Source organism: Methylobacterium longum, from assembly GCF_022179385.1.
Classification (GTDB): Bacteria; Pseudomonadota; Alphaproteobacteria; order Rhizobiales; family Beijerinckiaceae; genus Methylobacterium; species Methylobacterium longum.
Window position 1 is genome coordinate 112718 of sequence record NZ_BPQS01000008.1, and the last position, 16353, is coordinate 129070.

The 16353-nt window shown below is 70.1% G+C and carries 17 protein-coding genes; 5 read left to right on the forward strand and 12 right to left on the reverse strand.

Annotated features, from left to right (window positions below):
• The first annotated feature begins 71 nt into the window (after positions 1-71).
• From MFF58_RS10050 to MFF58_RS10070, 5 genes are all read left to right on the forward strand, one after another.
• Entirely contained in the window at positions 72-617 is a 546-nt protein-coding gene (locus MFF58_RS10050) for a hypothetical protein (protein ID WP_238286997.1), read from the forward strand.
• 188 nt (positions 618-805) lie between these two features.
• Positions 806-2110, forward strand: a complete 1305-nt coding sequence (gene glyA, locus MFF58_RS10055) for a serine hydroxymethyltransferase (RefSeq protein WP_238286999.1) — start codon at positions 806-808, stop codon at positions 2108-2110.
• A 102-nt stretch (positions 2111-2212) separates the two neighbouring features.
• Entirely contained in the window at positions 2213-2761 is a 549-nt protein-coding gene (gene nrdR, locus MFF58_RS10060) for a transcriptional regulator NrdR (RefSeq protein WP_238287000.1), read from the forward strand.
• A 10-nt stretch (positions 2762-2771) separates the two neighbouring features.
• On the forward strand, positions 2772-3881 hold the full coding sequence (ribD, locus tag MFF58_RS10065; protein ID WP_238287001.1) for a bifunctional diaminohydroxyphosphoribosylaminopyrimidine deaminase/5-amino-6-(5-phosphoribosylamino)uracil reductase RibD: 1110 nt from the start codon (positions 2772-2774) through the stop codon (positions 3879-3881).
• Between the two features lie 4 nt (positions 3882-3885).
• Positions 3886-4506 (forward strand): riboflavin synthase, encoded by a 621-nt coding sequence (locus MFF58_RS10070; RefSeq protein WP_238287002.1) that lies wholly within the window; start codon positions 3886-3888, stop codon positions 4504-4506.
• Between the two features lie 16 nt (positions 4507-4522).
• Here the strand turns inward: MFF58_RS10070 and MFF58_RS10075 are convergent, their stop codons facing one another.
• The 12 genes from MFF58_RS10075 to MFF58_RS10130 all read right to left on the reverse strand — a co-directional run bounded on the left by MFF58_RS10075 (position 4523) and on the right by MFF58_RS10130 (position 16284).
• Positions 4523-4951, reverse strand: coding sequence for a PaaI family thioesterase (locus MFF58_RS10075; protein WP_238287003.1), 429 nt, complete (start codon positions 4949-4951; stop codon positions 4523-4525).
• A 187-nt stretch (positions 4952-5138) separates the two neighbouring features.
• Positions 5139-6710: a SpoVR family protein gene (locus tag MFF58_RS10080; RefSeq protein ID WP_238287004.1), complete on the reverse strand. Its 1572-nt coding sequence runs from the start codon at positions 6708-6710 to the stop codon at positions 5139-5141.
• A 235-nt stretch (positions 6711-6945) separates the two neighbouring features.
• Positions 6946-8247 carry a YeaH/YhbH family protein gene (locus MFF58_RS10085; RefSeq protein WP_238287005.1) on the reverse strand — a complete coding sequence of 434 codons (1302 nt, stop codon included), beginning with the start codon at positions 8245-8247 and terminating at the stop codon, positions 6946-6948.
• A 205-nt stretch (positions 8248-8452) separates the two neighbouring features.
• The gene (locus MFF58_RS10090; protein ID WP_238287006.1) at positions 8453-10405 is read right to left on the reverse strand and encodes a PrkA family serine protein kinase; all 1953 of its coding nucleotides are present in this window, start codon (positions 10403-10405) and stop codon (positions 8453-8455) included.
• A 206-nt stretch (positions 10406-10611) separates the two neighbouring features.
• Positions 10612-11055: an Ig-like domain-containing protein gene (locus tag MFF58_RS10095; protein WP_238287007.1), complete on the reverse strand. Its 444-nt coding sequence runs from the start codon at positions 11053-11055 to the stop codon at positions 10612-10614.
• A 119-nt stretch (positions 11056-11174) separates the two neighbouring features.
• Complete coding sequence (locus tag MFF58_RS10100; protein ID WP_238287009.1) at positions 11175-11594, reverse strand: hypothetical protein; 420 nt, start codon at positions 11592-11594, stop codon at positions 11175-11177.
• Between the two features lie 79 nt (positions 11595-11673).
• Positions 11674-12168: a MerR family transcriptional regulator gene (locus MFF58_RS10105; protein ID WP_238287010.1), complete on the reverse strand. Its 495-nt coding sequence runs from the start codon at positions 12166-12168 to the stop codon at positions 11674-11676.
• A 113-nt stretch (positions 12169-12281) separates the two neighbouring features.
• Positions 12282-12605, reverse strand: a complete 324-nt coding sequence (locus MFF58_RS10110; RefSeq protein ID WP_238287012.1) for an integration host factor subunit alpha — start codon at positions 12603-12605, stop codon at positions 12282-12284.
• Between the two features lie 153 nt (positions 12606-12758).
• Positions 12759-13766, reverse strand: a complete 1008-nt coding sequence (locus MFF58_RS10115; protein ID WP_238287014.1) for a beta-ketoacyl-ACP synthase III — start codon at positions 13764-13766, stop codon at positions 12759-12761.
• A 99-nt stretch (positions 13767-13865) separates the two neighbouring features.
• Positions 13866-14900, reverse strand: a complete 1035-nt coding sequence (plsX, locus tag MFF58_RS10120) for a phosphate acyltransferase PlsX (RefSeq protein WP_238287016.1) — start codon at positions 14898-14900, stop codon at positions 13866-13868.
• A gap of 281 nt (positions 14901-15181) precedes the next feature.
• Positions 15182-15697, reverse strand: coding sequence for a YceD family protein (locus MFF58_RS10125; protein WP_238287018.1), 516 nt, complete (start codon positions 15695-15697; stop codon positions 15182-15184).
• Positions 15694-16284, reverse strand: coding sequence for a ubiquinol-cytochrome C chaperone family protein (locus tag MFF58_RS10130; RefSeq protein ID WP_238287151.1), 591 nt, complete (start codon positions 16282-16284; stop codon positions 15694-15696). The genes MFF58_RS10125 and MFF58_RS10130 overlap by 4 nt, the downstream gene beginning before the upstream one ends.
• Positions 16285-16353 lie beyond the last annotated feature (69 nt).

Consider the following 16353-nt stretch of genomic DNA (forward strand, 5'->3'; position numbering starts at 1 on the left):
GGTCGTCGACACCTGCGCCGGCCCGCAAGGCACGGATACGGCGCGGCGACAGGCCCATTTCACCCGTCTTGATGTCCCAGATCGCCCGGATCGGCGCCGCGCTGGTTCGGCCATCCCGGAGAAGAACATCCGTCCGGATGCTGCCCGACAGGCCGTGGCGGACGATGTCCCCCGCGACGAAGCTCTGCTCGACGCCGTGCCGGCCGAACCCCGGGGAGATCCAGCGCGCGCAGGCGGGCCGCCAGCGCCGCGTGGATCTGAATTCCGTAGAGGAACCCCTCTCCCGGCTCGGTGCTCTCGACGACTTCCTTCAGGACATCGAGGATCTCATCAGTCTTGGTATCAATCCGAGAATCGCCCGTCTTGTCCTTTCGCGTGACGACGAACGATCCGCCTCCGCCCGACCATCGGCCGTCACTGTCTCGCGGCTGATCCTGACGAAACCCCGCTTTGATCTCGAGAAGACGCAGGGTGACGAATGCGAGACTGAGTCGAAGCCACGCGATGCGGCAATCCAGCACTCGATCACGTTCGTCACTTTGCATGACCGCGCCTCGCCTGTGTTCATGTTTTATCCCATGAACATTTTCCTTTCTTCAAGAAGATCAGAGGTTTAATAGGAACACGGGCCTAGCAACCGCCGGTCGGCGACGCGGCCCCCATGCGGCAAATTATTCTTTGCGCGTATCCAAATTGCCTGTGCTTGGCCTGAGGGTTCGGCGCGTGTAGGAATCGCACCTTCAACGCCCGCCCGTTTACGCCGACGAAAGGCCGGGCATCGCCCCTACCAGAACAGAGGCTGACAATGAGCGCCGGTACTGCCGCCGACAAGCACTTCTCCAACAGCTTCTTCGCCGCCCCCCTGACGGAGGCCGATCCCGAGATCGCCGAGGCGGTGTCGAAGGAACTCGGGCGCCAGCAGCACGAGATCGAGCTGATCGCCTCGGAGAACATCGTCTCCCGCGCCGTGCTGGAAGCTCAGGGCTCTGTGCTGACCAACAAGTACGCGGAGGGCTATCCGGGCCGGCGCTACTACGGCGGCTGCCAGTTCGTCGACATCGCCGAGGATCTCGCCATCGAACGCGCCAAGCGTCTGTTCGATTGCGGCTTCGCCAACGTGCAGCCGAACTCGGGCTCCCAGGCCAACCAGGGCGTGTTCCTGGCCCTGATGCAGCCCGGCGACACGTTCCTCGGCCTCGACCTCGCCGCCGGCGGCCACCTCACCCACGGCGCCCCGCCGAACGTCTCGGGCAAGTGGTTCAAGCCGGTCTCCTACACGGTGCGCCGCGAGGACCAGCGCATCGACATGGAGCAGGTCGCCGCCCTCGCCCAGGAGCACAAGCCGAAGGTGATCATCGCCGGCGGCTCGGGCTACCCGCGCCACTGGGACTTCGCCAAGTTCCGTGAGATCGCCGACTCGGTCGGGGCGTATTTCATGGTCGACATGGCCCACTTCGCGGGCCTCGTGGCGGCCGGCGTCCACCCGTCGCCGTTCCCGCACGCCCACGTCGCCACCACGACGACCCACAAGACGCTCCGCGGCCCGCGCGGCGGCATGATCCTGACGAACGACGAGGCGCTGGCCAAGAAGTTCAACTCGGCGATCTTCCCCGGCCTCCAGGGCGGCCCGCTGATGCACGTCATCGCCGGCAAGGCCGTGGCCTTCGGCGAGGCGCTGAAGCCCGAGTTCAAGATCTACGCCCGCCAAGTGGTGGAGAACGCCCGTGCGCTCGCCGACACGCTGATCTCGGGCGGCTACGACATCACCTCGGGCGGCACCGACAACCACCTGATGCTGGTCGACCTCCAGCGGAAGGGCCTCACCGGCAAGGCCGCCGAGGCGGCGCTGTCGCGGGCCGACATCACCTGCAACAAGAACGGCGTGCCGTTCGACACGCAGAAGCCCACGATCACCTCGGGCATCCGCCTGGGCACGCCGGCCGGCACCTCGCGGGGCTTCGGCGTCGCCGAGTTCAAGCAGATCGGCGGCTTCATCGTCGAGGTGCTGGACGGGCTGGCCGCCAAGGGCGAGGCGGGCGATGCCGAGGTCGAGGCCAGCGTCAAGAGCCGCGTCCACGCGCTGACCGACCGGTTCCCGATCTACGGCTGAGACCCGCGCGGGGCCGGCCTTCCGGCCCCCTGTGGAGTGGATTAGACAGCGGCCGCGGATCCGACGGATCCGCGGCCGTCTTTCTGCGTCGAGTGCGAATCCATGCGGTGTCCCTATTGCGGCGGCTCCGAGACCCAGGTGAAGGACTCGCGGCCCTCCGAGGACGGCGCCGCGATCCGGCGCCGCCGGGTCTGCCCGGATTGCGCCGGCCGCTTCACCACCTTCGAGCGGGTGCAGCTGCGCGAGGTCGTGGTGCTGAAGCGCTCGGGCAAGCGCGTGCCCTTCGATCGGGACAAGCTCCAGCGCTCCATCGACGTGGCGCTGCGCAAGCGCGCCGTCGAGCCGGACCGGATCGAGCGGCTGGTCAGCGGCATCACCCGGCAGCTCGAGAGCGCCGGCGAGCCCGAGGTGACCTCCGAGGCGATCGGCGAGTTGGTGATGGCGGGGCTGAAAGGTCTCGACGACGTCGCCTACGTGCGCTTCGCCTCGGTCTACAAGAACTTCCGCGAGGCGAGGGATTTCGAGGCCCTGCTCGGCACCCTCGGCGACGGCACCCTGGCGGCGGAGGCCGGGGCCGACGGGGCGGCGGACGTGCCGGGACCCGAGCCGGAGCCCGGGGTCCCGGGCCGACGACGCGCGGGGCGCCCGTGAGCCCGGCGGCATGAGCGACGACGCCACCTTCATGCGGCTCGCCCTGGCGCTGGGCCGGCGCGGCCTCGGCACCACGTGGCCGAACCCGTCGGTCGGCGCCGTGGTGGTCGAGGCGGCCACGGGGCGCATCCTCGGGACGGGCGCGACCGCGCCGGGCGGGCGCCCGCACGGGGAGCCCCTGGCGCTCGCCGCCGCGGGCGAGGCCGCCCGCGGCGCGACCCTCTACGTCACCCTGGAGCCCTGCTCGCATCACGGGCGCACGCCGCCCTGCACCGACGCGATCCTGGCCGCCGGCATCGCCCGCGTGGTCAGCGCCCTGGAGGATCCGGATCCGCGGGTGGCGGGGCGCGGCCACGCCCTGCTCCGGCAGGGGGGCGTGGCGGTCGAGACCGGGCTGATGCGGGAGGCGGCGGCGCGGGACCATATCGGCCACGTCACCCGGGTGACGCGCGGCCGCCCGGCCCTGCACCTGAAGCTCGCCCGCACCCGCGACGGCTTCTGCGCGGCCGCCGGGCCGGAGCGCCTGCGGATCACCGGGCCGGTGGCGGACGGGGCGGTCCATCTCTGGCGGGCGCACGCGGACGCGATCCTGATCGGCATCGGCACCGCCCGGGCCGACGACCCCGCGCTGACCGTGCGGCTGCCGGGCCTCGCCGGGCGCTCGCCCCTGCGGGTCGTCCTCGACACGCACCTGCGGCTCTCGCCGGCCAGCGTGCTGGCCCGGACCGCCCGGGACACGCCGACCCTGGTGCTCACCACCCGCTCCGCGCCGGCCCATGCCCGCCGCGCCCTGGAGGCCCTGGGCGTCGCGGTGGCGACCGTGCCGGCGGATGCGGCCGGCGGGATCGACCTGACGGCGGCCCTGGCGGACCTCGGCGCGCGCGGCCTGACGCGCCTGTGCAGCGAGGGCGGCCCCCGCCTTGCGGATGCGCTGGCGCGGGCCGATCTGATCGAGGCCTGCACGCTGGTCACCGGACCGGCGGAACTCGGAACCGCGGGCGGCCTGCGGGCGCTGGGCCCCGCCCTGAGGGCGGCGCTCGCGGGCGGCGGGTTCCGCACGGTCGAGGCGCTGCGCCTCGGCGCCGATACGGCCGTGACCTACGAACGCGACAGGACGTGAAGCGATGTTTACCGGACTCGTCAGCGCCATCGGCACGGTGGTCTCGGTCGCGGGCGAAGGCGACCTGCGCCGGATCGCGATCCGCGCCTCCTACGATCCCGCCTCGATCGCGCTGGGCGCCTCCATCGCCTGCGCGGGGCCATGCCTCACGGCGGTGTCGGTCGAGCCGGATGCGGAGGGCTGCGTCTTCGCGGTGGACGCCGCCGCCGAGACCCTGGCGCGGACCACCGTGGGGTCCTGGACGGCCGGCACGCGGATCAACCTCGAACGCTCCCTGAAGATCGGCGACGAGCTCGGCGGCCACCTCGTCACCGGCCACGTGGACGGCCTCGCCGAGATCGTGGCGCGCGAGAGCGTGACGGCGGGGGCCTGGGGACCGAGCGAGCGGTTCACCCTGCGGGCGCCGGCGGCCCTGGCGAAGTTCATCGCCGAGAAGGGCTCCGTCTGCCTCGACGGCACCTCGCTGACGGTGAACGCGGTCGCGGGAGACCAGTTCTCCGTGCTGCTGATTCCCCACACGCTCCAGGTGACCACCTGGGGTGAGCGGCGCTCCGGCGACCGGCTCAACCTGGAGGTCGACCTGATCGCCCGCTACGCCGCCCGGCTGACCGAGGCGCGGGCCTGAACGGCCTCAGCTGTCCTCAGGGGGGCGGGATCGAGTAGGTGCCGGTGGCGTGGCAGACGAGGTCCGGGCTCCCGACGGCAGTGATCAGCACCTCGCCCACCGCCAGCCGCCGGCCGAGCTTGAGCAGCCGGCATTCCGCCAGCAGGTCCCCCGCGGCGGGCTTGCGCAAAAAGTTGAAGGTGAGGCTCGTGGTCACCGCCAGCGCCACCGGGCCGATATTGGCGAGGATCGCCGCGTAGAGGGCATAGTCGGCCAGCGCCATCATGGCCGGGCCCGACACCGTCGCGCCGGGCCGGAGGAAGCGCTCCTGCGCCTCCAGCCGCATCCGCGCCGAGAGCGGCCCGACGGCCTCGAGATGGTAGGCCCGCCCGCCCGCCTGCATCTGCGGGAATTCGCGGTCGAGGAAGTCGCCGGTCTCGGCGCGGGTCAGGATCGTGGCAGCCATGGAACCATGGAGCATGGCCGGGACAGCTGGGCAATCGGCACCTCTCCCGCCGTCCGCCGCATCCGGAGACGCCGCGGCGCAGCGGTGGCCGCGCTGGAGGGATCCAGCCGGCCGCGCGGGTCCCGGCGCCCCCTGCGAACCGACTTCACCGCACCTCAGGATGAGCGGGACGGGTGGGAGACGCCGCTCAGAAGAAAATCGGCCGCGCGCTGGCGGTGATCTCGCCCAGCACCGTGCCGGTGGCGGGCTCGATCTCCTTGAGCACCACGTCGTAGCCCCAGAGGTCGGCGAGGTGCTGCAGGACCCGCTTGGCGTCGTCCTTCTGCAGGGTGATCTTGTTGATCGCCTTGTGGTGCAGGATCAGGCGGCGGTCGCCCTCCAGGTCCACGTCCACCACCTCGATGTCGGGATCGAGCCACGCCACGTCGTACTGGCGCGCGAAGGAGCGGCGCATCTTGCGGTAGCCGCGCTCGTCGTGGATCGCCTCGACCCGCAGCTCCGGCTCGTCGGGATCGTCCACCACGTGGAACAGGCGCAGGTCGCGCATCAGCTTGGGCGACAGGAATTGCTGGATGAAGCTCTCGTCGCGGTAATTCTCCCAGCAGTCGCGCAGGACCGCCATGGCGTCGCCGGTTCCCGCGATGTCCGGGAACCAGTCGCGGTCCTCGGCGGTCGGCTGCTCCACGATGCGGGCGATGTCCTGCATCATGGCGAAGCCGATCGCGTAGGGGTTGTGGCCGCCGTAGGAGCGGTCATCGTAGTTCGGCTGGCGGATGACGTTGGTGTGCGACTGCAGGAATTCCAGGTAGGCCGCCTCGGTGATCTGCCCGGATTCCGACAGGGCGTTCATGATCCGGTAGTGGCAATAGGTGGCGCAACCCTCGTTCATCACCTTGGTCTGGCGCTGCGGGTAGAAATACTGCGCCACCAGCCGGACGATGCGGAGGATCTCCCGCTGCCACGGCCGCAGGCGCGGCGCGACCTTCTCGAGGAAGTACAGGATGTTCTCCTGCGGCAGTTCGAGCAGCGCCTTGCGCCGCTCCGCCGCGAGGTCCGGCCGCACCGTGCCGATCTTCTGCGGCAGGGTCCGCCAGAGATCGTTGTAGATCTGCTCGCCGTGCTCGATCCGCTCGCGCTCGCGCCGCTGCTCGGAGGCGAGGTCCGGCCGCTTCTTGCGCGGGTAGCGGTGGACGCCCTGGCTCATCAGGGCGTGGGCGGCGTCGAGCACCTGCTCCACCGCCTGATGGCCGTAGCGCTCCTCGCAGCGGCCGATGAAGCTCTTGGCGAAGTCGAGGTAGTCGAGGATCCCCTCCGCGTCGGTCCATTGCCGGAACAGGTAGTTGTTCTTGAAGAAGTGGTTGTGGCCGAAGGCGGCGTGCGCGATGACCAGCGTCTGCATGGTCGCCGTGTTCTCCTCCATCACGTAGGAGATGCACGGGTCGGAGTTGATGACGATCTCGTAGGCGAGCCCCATCAGGCCGCGGCGGTAGCCGGCCTCGTGCTGGGCGAAGTGCTTGCCGAAGGACCAGTGCTTGTAGAACAGCGGCATGCCGATCGACGCGTAGGCGTCGAGCATCTGCTCGGCCGTGATGATCTCGATCTGGTTGGGGTACCAGGACAGGCCGAGCTGAGGACCCGCGACCGCCTCGCAGGCGTCGTGGATGCGGCGGATGGTGTCGAAATCCCAGTCGTTGCCCGTGAACAGGGGTTTCTGGCCACCGGAGATGATCTGGGGCGTGCGTGCCTTGACGAGCGTCATGCGGCCTCCCGATCGAGTGTATGGATCCGGCCGGCTCCGCGCCTCTCCCCTCCGCGGGGGCGAGCGAACCCCGCCTCAGCAGGGGGCGGGAGAGCGGAACCCGGGTTCAGAAGGCGGCGCGACCCGCAGGAAGGCCGAAGCCCCGTCGCGCACCGGCGCTCCCACCGCCCGCCCGCCTGCGGAGGCCGTGCGCCCCCGCAGCGGGAGGGGACGAGATGCCCGCGTCCTGCCACCCTCACGCCTCCGCCTCCGCCCGCGCATCCTTGCGGCCGAACAGCTCGCGGAAGACCGGGTAGATCTCCCGCCGGTGGTTGACCTTGCGCATGGCGATCGGGCCGCCGGCCTTGGCGATCGCCTCGTAGGTCCGCCACAGGGTGGTGCGGTGCTCCACGAAGCCGGCCCGGGGGCCGTTCTCGTCCCCCACTTCGAGGTAGGCGAAGTGCTGGCAGGCCGGCAGGATGTGCGACCGCAGCAGTTCCGTCGAGGTCGGCCCGTCGGAGGAGACGTTGTCGCCGTCGGAGGCCTGGGCCGCGTAGATGTTCCAGTCGTTGGGATCGTAGCGCTCGGCGATGACGCGCTTCATCTCCACCAGCGCCGAGGAGACCAGGGTGCCGCCGGTCTCGCGGGAGCCGAAGAACGTCTCCTCGTCGACCTCGGTGGCCCGGTCGGTGTGCCGGATGAACACGATCTCCACGTGGCGGTAGCGGCGCGTCAGGAAGATGTGCAGCAGGATGTAGAACCGCTTGGCGAGGTCCTTCATGTGCTCGGTCATCGAGCCGGACACGTCCATCAGGCAGAACATCACCGCCTGCGCGATCGGCCGCGGATAGGGCTCGAAGCGGCGGAAGCGCAGGTCGATCGGGTCGACGTAGGGGATGCGCTTGGCGCGCTCCCGCAGCTTGAGGAGCGCCTGCTCGAGGTCCGGCCGCTCCGGATCGCCCTCCGGCAGGGCGTCGAGCCGCGACGCCAGGGCCGCGACCTCCTCGGGCTTCGGGCGCTTGAGGGCGATGCGCCGCGACATCGAGTTGCGCAGGGTCCGGGTGAGCGCGAGGTTGGCGGGCGAGCCCGTGACCGTGTAGCCGGCCCGGCGCAGGCCCTCGGTCTCGACGATGGCGAGGCGGCGCTTGGCGAGGTCCGGCAGTTCCAGATCCTCCAGGAACAACTCCAGGAACTCCTCGCGGGTCAGCACGAAGCGGAACGCGTCCTCGCTGTTCTCGCCGCCCTCCCCGCCCTCGCCGGAGCCGCGCCCGCCGCCACCGCCCGGCGGGCGCTCGATCGTGTCGCCCTCCACGTAGGTCTTGTTGCCGGGCAGGATATGGTCCTGCAGGCCCGTGCCGGGCTGGCGGGAGAAGCGCGGCTCGCGCACGCCGTCCACCGGCACGCTGACCCGGCCGTCCTTGCCGAGATCCTTGATGTCCTTCTCGCGGGCGGATTCCCGCACGGCGCGCTGGGCCACGTCCTTCACGCGGCGCAGGAAGCGCTGGCGGTTGGGGAGGCTCTTGCCGCCCGGGTTCAAACGTCGGTCGACGATGTGCATCCGCTGCGAAAACCCTCGTCCGCGTGTGCCGGCCGGGTCCCGACCCTTCTCGTACCATGCTGCGGCCGGGGGAATGGATCCCGCGTCCGCGGCCGGGTCCCGGATCTTCACCGGCCGGTCGTCCGAAACTGTGGCGGCGGAGGGTTGGACCGCGGGGTCTGGATCCTGGCCCGGCCGGATTGGACCCGGCCGGACGCCCCGCGCCTCAGCCGGCCTGCTTCACCCGCATGTACCATTCCACCAGGCGGCGGACCTGCCGCTCGGTGTAGCCGCGCGCGACCATGCGCTCGACGAACTCGCCGTGCTTCTTCTCGGTGTCGCCGTCCTTCTTGGAGCCGAAGGAGATCACCGGCAGCAGTTCCTCCACCTGGGAGAACATCCGCCGCTCGATCACCTCCCGGAGCTTCTCGTAGCTGGTCCAGCTGGGGTTGCGGCCGCCGTGCTGCGCCCGGGAGCGCAGGGCGAACTTCACCACCTCGTTGCGGAAGTCCTTCGGGTTGGCGATCCCGGCCGGCTTCTCGATCTTCGTCAGCTCCTGGTTCAGGAGCTCGCGGTTCATGAGCTGGCCGGTTTCGGCGTCCTTGAAGTCCTGGTCCTCGATCCAGGCGTCGGCGTAGTCGATGTACCGGTCGAACAGGTTCTGCCCGTAATCGTGGTACGATTCGAGATAGGCCTTCTGGATCTCGTGACCGATGAACTCCGCGTAGCGCGGGGCCAGCTCGGTCTTGATGAATTCCAGGTACTTCTTCTCGGTCTCCGGCGGGAGCTGCTCGCGCTTGAGCGCCTGCTCCAGCACGTACATCAGGTGAACGGGGTCGGCCGAGACCTCGGTGGTGTCGTGGTTGAAGGTCGCGGCGAGCACCTTGAAGGCGAAGCGGGTCGAGATCCCGTCCATGCCCTCGTCGACGCCGGCCGTGTCCTTGTACTCCTGCATCGAGCGGGCGCGGGGATCGACCTCCCGCAGGGACTCGCCGTCGTAGACCCGCATCTTCGAGAAGCCGTTGGAATTGGCGTGCTCGCGCAGGCGCGACAGGACCGAGAAGCGCGCCAGCATCTCCAGCGTGCCGGGCGCGCAGGCCGCGTCCGACAACTCCGAGCCGGAGATCAACTTCTCGTAGATGCGCTGCTCCTCGGCGACGCGCAGGCAGTACGGGACCTTGATCACGTAGATCCGGTCGATGAAGGCCTCGTTGTTCTTGTTGGTCTTGAAGGTCTGCCACTCGGCCTCGTTCGAGTGGGCCAGGATCACGCCGGTGAACGGGATCGCGCCGATATTCTCGGTGCCGACGTAGTTGCCCTCCTGCGTCGCGGTGAGCAGCGGGTGCAGCATCTTGATCGGCGCCTTGAACATCTCGACGAACTCGAGGATGCCCTGGTTCGCCCGGTTCAGGCCGCCCGAGTACGAGTAGGCGTCGGGATCGGCCTGCGACAGGGTCTCCAGCCGGCGGATGTCGACCTTGCCGACCAGCGAGGAGATGTCCTGGTTGTTCTCGTCGCCCGGCTCGGTCTTGGCGATGGCGATCTGGCGCAGGCGCGAGGGCCGGACCTTGATCACCTTGAAGCGCGAGATGTCGCCGTTGAACTCGTCGAGGCGCTTCAGCGCCCAGGGGCTCATCAGGCCGGTCAGCCGCCGGCGCGGGACGCCGTAGCGCCTCTGGATCTCCTCGCCCATCGTCTCGGGGTCGAACAGGCCCAGCGGGCTCTCGAAGACCGGCGACACTTCGTCCCCAGCCTTGAGTACGTAGACGGGGTGAACCTCCATCAGGAGCTTCAGCCGCTCGGCCAGCGACGACTTACCGCCGCCCACCGGTCCGAGGAGGTAGAGGATCTGCTTGCGCTCCTCCAGCCCTTGCGCGGCGTGGCGGAAGAACGAGACGATCCGCTCGATCGTCTCCTCCATCCCGTAGAATTCGCGGAAGGCCGGGTACGTCCGGATCGTCCGGTTCATGAAGATCCGGCCGAGGCGCGAATCCTTGGCGGTGTCCACGAATTCGGGCTCGCCGATCGCCGCGAGGATGCGCTCGGCGGCCGAGGCGTACATCAGGGGCTCGTCGCGGCAGGCCTCGAGATACTCGGAGAGCGTCATCTCCGTGTCGCGGCGGGCTTCGTACCCGCGGGCGAAGCTCTGGAAAAGGTCGTTCGTCGCATGCATGGGCATTCGATAACCCTCTCAGACCGTGACAGCTTCATCCTGTCTCGGCTTGGATGCAACCGACAGGCCCGCTTTTGTCGCAGTGCGGTGAGCGTGTCGCCCGGCATGTCGATTGCGTGCAACACTCCCGCGATCGGGGGCGGCGCGGAGGAGACTCCGCGCCCCTCCGGGACGTTCAAAACGGGGTGACGGGCCTGCCTCGCCGCCTCGATTCACAAATCGGTGCCCTCTTTCTTGGCATCATCTCCCGATTTGCCGGCCGCGGCCCCGACCGTGATCTTGACGGTCTGCGTCTGGACTTGCCCGTCGGAGCTCTTGACCTCGAACGTCACTTCATCGGTGCCGGTGAAGCCGCTGTTGGGCTGGTAGAACAAGGCCTGCACCGCCGCCTCCTTGTTGGGGCATCGGTAGCTCGCGGGCGTCTTCAGCTTGCCGACCTTGGTGATGACCGAGCCGTTCTTCGGCGAACCGGAGACCTTGAACTCGGGCATCGGCCCCGGAGAGCAATCCTTCTTCAGGTTCGGCGCGATCTCGAGGCGCACGGTCTTGCCGGGCGCGACCGTCTTGGTCCGGCTGGACGGCGACTGGGCCAAAGCCGGCCCGGCGAGCGCCAGGCTCCCCACGAGCAGCGCGGCGAGTGGACGATGGGCGATCATGTCAGCGTCTCTCCAGGGCCGGGCCGGGACCTATGTCCGGACTTCCGTCCGGATGCCCCGTTCATCGGTGACGTGCATGTGGGAATGCCGCCGACCGCCGTCGAGGGCCCAGGATGCAGTCAGGTCTGCAGCGCGGCCGCGACGATGCCGGTGACGCGCGCGATCTGCGCGGCATCGAACTCGCCCGCCAGCGCCGCGGCAAGCCGCGCCTCGACCCGCGCCCTCTCCCCGGCATCGGCGGTCGGCATGGGGGGAATCTCGTCCTCGGCGAGGCGGCAGACCCGGCGGATCGTCTCGGCGGCGGCGAGCAGCTTCGCCCGGTCGGTGGGACCCATCTCCCAGAGGGGATTGCGCAGCCGGCTGATCACGCGCTTGGCGTCGCGATACTCCCGGTCGACGCCGGTCGATGCCTCGATCTGGCTGACGAGGAACATCAGTTCCAGGACTTCGGAGGCCGCTTCCGGGCAGGTGCGGACGATCCGCATGAGGCGGGCCATCAGTTCCTGGCTGGGCGACAGCTTGGATTTGGGCACGGACATGCGGGCGACAACGCGAGTTGTTGCCAAAAAGTTCGCTCTCAGCGCGAAGGGTGCGGCGAGGCGTCCGCCGGACCGGGCCTCAGATGTCCTTCGCGGGCGCCCGGTGCAGTCCGTCGATCAGGGCGCGGCAGGCTTGCAGTTCCTCCAGGGCCTCCGCCAGCGCCGCCCGATCAGGGCCGCCCAGCGCGCCGCTCCTGGCCCCTGCCTCCGCCTCGACCTCCGGGGACAGGGGTTCGGCCGCCACCGCCTCGCCGCGCCCGACGGACTGGACGAAGCGGACACCGTTCTCCTTGAGCACCCGCTGCGCCCCGGCGATGGTGTAGCGGCGCACGTGCAGGAGGTGACGGATGCCGGCGACGAGTTCGACGTCCTGGGGCCTGTAGTAGCGGCGCCCCCCGGCCCGCTTGACCGGGCGGATCTGGCCGAACCGGGTTTCCCAGAACCGCAGCACGTGCTGGGGCACGTCGAGTTCCTCGGCGACCTCGCTGATCGTGCGGAACGCGTGGGGGCTCTTCTCGCCGGGCCCGGGGCTCTGTTCGTCGGCCTGTTCGGCGGCGCGGAGGGCTGGCGGCATGGCGGTCTTACGGATCAGCGCGGGACGGCACGATCTTGCCGGGTTGCGGAGCCGCACTCAAGCCTAACCGGTGATCCCGGGCCGGTTCCGTTCGGCACCGACGCCGGAGCGGCTCAGTCGTCGTCTTCGTGGGCACCCGCACCGTTGAGGCCGTTGATCTTGGCCTTGAGCACGTTCGAGGGCTTGAACACCATAACCTGGCGCGGTTCAATTGCGACCTCGACTCCGGTCTTGGGATTGCGGCCGACGCGCTTGCCCTTGCTGCGCACCACGAAGGAGCCGAACGAGGACAGCTTCACGGTCTCGCCGCCGGCTAGGCAGGTGCAGATCTCCGACAGCACGGTCTCGACGAGGGCCGCCGACTCGGTCCGCGACAGGCCCACCTGATGGTAGACGGCCTCGCTCAAGTCGGCGCGCGTCACCGTCTTGCCTGCCATGCCGTGCCCCCTCGCCCGCATCATTCTCTTCATGACCTCGGGCGCGGCGATCACGGCCGCACCAAACGCTGAAGACGTATCTCTATGATCCGGCACGCTAATCGGCGCTCCGCCCCCGGTCAACCGCGTGCGTGCGAGGAATCGTTTCGGCCCTCACCAGCGGATCAGCGCCGCTCCCCAGCTGAAGCCACCGCCGATCGCCTCGATCATCACGAGGTCGCCGGGCTTGATGCGGCCGTCCCGCCGCGCGACGTCGAGGGCCAGGGGGATCGAGGCCGCCGAGGTGTTGCCATGGCGATCCACCGTCAGGACGATCTTGTCGCGGGCGATCCCGATCTTGTCGGCCGAGGCCTCGATGATCCGGCGATTGGCCTGATGGGGAACGAACCAGTCGAGGTCCTCCGCAGTCATGCCCGCCTGCGCGAAGGCGTCAACGATCACGTCGGTGACCTGCCCGACGGCGAACCGGAACACGTCGCGGCCCTCCATGCGCAGGTGCCCGGTGGTGCCGGTGGAACCCGGGCCGCCATCGACGTAGAGCTTCTCCCGATGGCGGCCATCCGAGCGCAGGCTGGTGCTGAGGACGCCCCGGCCCTCCTCCGCCGCCTGCGCCTCCAGCACGATGGCGCCGGCCCCGTCGCCGAAGAGGACGCAGGTGGTGCGGTCCTCCCAGTCGACGAGCCGCGAGAAGGTCTCGGCGCCGACGATCAGCGCCCGGCGGGCCGCCCCGGTGGTCAGGAACTTGTCGGCGGTCGTGACCGCGAAGACGAAGCCGGCGCAGACCGCCTGGAGGTCGAAGGCCGCACCCTGGTGGATGCCCAGCGCCGCCTGGATCTGGGTCGCAGTGGCCGGAAACGTGTGGTCCGGGGTCGAGGTCGCGCAGATCACGAGGTCGATGTCGTCTGCAGTCAGGCCTGCATCATCCAGGGCAGACTGCGCGGCGCGCATGCCGAGCACCGACGTCGTTTCGTCGGCCGCCGCGATGTGGCGCTGCCGGATGCCGGTACGCTGGACGATCCACTCGTCGGAGGTGTCCATCTGCTCGGCCAGAGCGGCGTTCGTCACCACCCGCTCGGGCAGGCTCGAGCCGGTCCCAACCACCACCGAGCGCAGGTTCGGAGCGCGCCGGCTCTGTTCGGGGTCTGTGCGGAGAGTCGCCATCTGTGTCCTTCCCGAACGGCCCCGAATTCACAAGTCTCCGCTGTGAAGCCGCGACCGCCCGATTTCCATGCCGTTCGGTGACGGCCTCTCCCGGGTCGTTCAGGCCGGCGCCAGGGCCGCCGTCTGGTCGAGCATCTCGCGGATCGTGCGGATCATGTCGTGGCGGGCCATGTCGTGCGCCAGATCGACCGCGGCCGCGAAGCCCTGCGCGTTCTCCGAGCCGTGGCTCTTGATGACGATGCCTTCCAGGCCGAGGAAGACGCCGCCGTTGGCCCGGCTCGGGTTCATCTTGTCCCTGAGCGCCCGGAAGGCCTGCCGGGCGAACAGCGCGCCGATCTTGGCCGCCAGCGTCCGGGTCATGGCGGACCGGAGATAGGTGGCGATCTGCTTGGCGGTGCCCTCGGCGGTCTTGAGGGCGATGTTGCCGGTGAACCCCTCGGTTACCACCACGTCGACCGTCCCGCGCCCGAGATCCGTGCCCTCCACGAAGCCGTGGTAGCTCAGGCCCGGGCTGTCCATCTCGCGCAGGATTCGGGCGGCCTCCTTGACCGCCTCGTTGCCCTTCATCTCCTCGGTGCCGACGTTGAGGAGGCCCACCGTCGGCCGCTCGAGGTCGAACACGATGCGGGCCATGGCCGAGCCCATCACGGCCATCTCGACGAGGTGCTCGGCATCCGTGCCGATGGTGGCGCCGACGTCGAGCACGATGCTCTCGCCGCGCACGGTCGGCCACAGGCAGGCGATGGCCGGGCGCTCGATGCCCGACATGGTCTTCAGGCAGATCTTCGACATCGCCATCAGGGCGCCGGTGTTGCCGGCCGACACGCAGGCATCGGCCTGCCCGTCGCGGACCGCCTGGATCGCCTGCCACATGGACGACTTGCCCCGGCCCTGGCGGACCGCCTGACTGGGCTTGTCGTCCATCGCCACGGCCACGGCGGTGTGGCGGATCTCGACGCAGTCCTTGAGCCGGGGCTCCTTGGCGACCAGCGGCGCGATCACCGCCTCGTCGCCGAACATCAGGAAGGTGGTGCCGGGATGGCGCTCGCGGGCCAGAGCGGCGCCGGGGACGACCGTGGAAGGCCCGTGGTCGCCGCCCATGGCGTCGAGCGAGATGCACACGCGTTGGGACATGTCTCTAGCGGGTCGCGGGGCTCGGCGAGGGGGGATCGGGCGGGACGGGGCCCGTCAGGCGCGGCGGACCATAGCGATACCGGCCCGGCGGGCAAATGAAATCGGGTGCCGGCTGGTTCCGTCGGCCGCCCGGCGGCGCCCGGAGGGGCGCTTCGCGACCGCGTGCGCCGGATCTCCCGGATCGCATTCCGCGCGTGCTCCGCGCGCCGGGGACGGGGACGACGCCCGAACGCATTGGCGCGCCACCCTCCGATCCGCGCGACACCGCGGGGGTGCCGGCTCTACGCTTCTCCGTCACGGAGCCGGCGCAGCTGATCGAACGGCCCCGCATCCTCCCCCGCCACGACCGGCTCGAAGGCGATGCCGGGCTTGCGGGGATAAGGATCCAGGCCGAGGGCCAGGAACTCGGCGGTGAGCGCGCCGAAATCGATGCGCCCGCCGACGAGGGGATCGGGGATGTCGGCCTCCTCGGCATCGGTGCCGGCCAGCCGGTCGGTGTCGGTGAACACCACCTCGACGGGCTCACGGACCGGCGTCTCGAATGGTTCGAGGCTCACGGTGCAGACCTGGGTCACCTGCGCCTCGACGGTGCCGGTGACCGTGAGCCGGCTGGTGGAGCCCGCGATGGCGAACCGGCCCACGAGGTCGCGGATGCCGGGGATGCCGAAATCGGCGGCGAGCGCCGCGCATTCGGCCGGGCTCGCCTCCACGGTCACGGCGCCGCGCCCCTGGGGCAGGCGCTCGACGTTGACCCAGCGCGCGAGCGGACCGCTCGCCTGGCTGCCGTCCCGTGTCATGCCATGCCTCCCGTTGCGTCTCTGGCCGTTGCGTCTGCGGCCCGGGCCGATGCGGGCGCGAAGCCGTCCGGCTCCGGGAAGGGCGGTCCGCCCCCGAGCAGCCCGTCGAGATCGGCTCCCGCCAGCGCCGCGTCGGCGGCCCGCACGTAGGCGGCGAGACCCGCCCCGTCCCCCTCGCCGCCCAGAACGTTCCGGGACAGGACCGCGCGCAGGGCCGCCGTGTCGCCCGCATTGAGCGCCGCGTCGTAGCCCTCGGCGCGGCCGTAGAAGGCGGCGCCGAGTTTCTTCATGCGCTTGGACACGCCCATGTCGCCGACGCCCAGCTCGCGCAGGGACGCGTCGAGCTGGGTGAAGACGGAATTCACGAGATCCTGCGCGACCTCGGCGGCCGGTGCCGGCAGGCGGTTCAGCCGGCGCAGGACCAGGATGGTGTGGAGGCACAGGGATTCGAACCGGCCCTCCACGGTGTCGGGCACGCCGAGGCGCGTGTACAGGCCCGGGCGGCGCGCGGCCATGCTCAGGGCCACGTGCAACTCCTCGACGGCGCGACGGCGCGCGTTCGCCCGCCGGAACAGACCGGCGATCATGGGCGCCCCGCGCGGGTCGGGACGGCCGCCCACGACGCTCCGGCCCCTGTGCGGATGGCGGCCACCTGT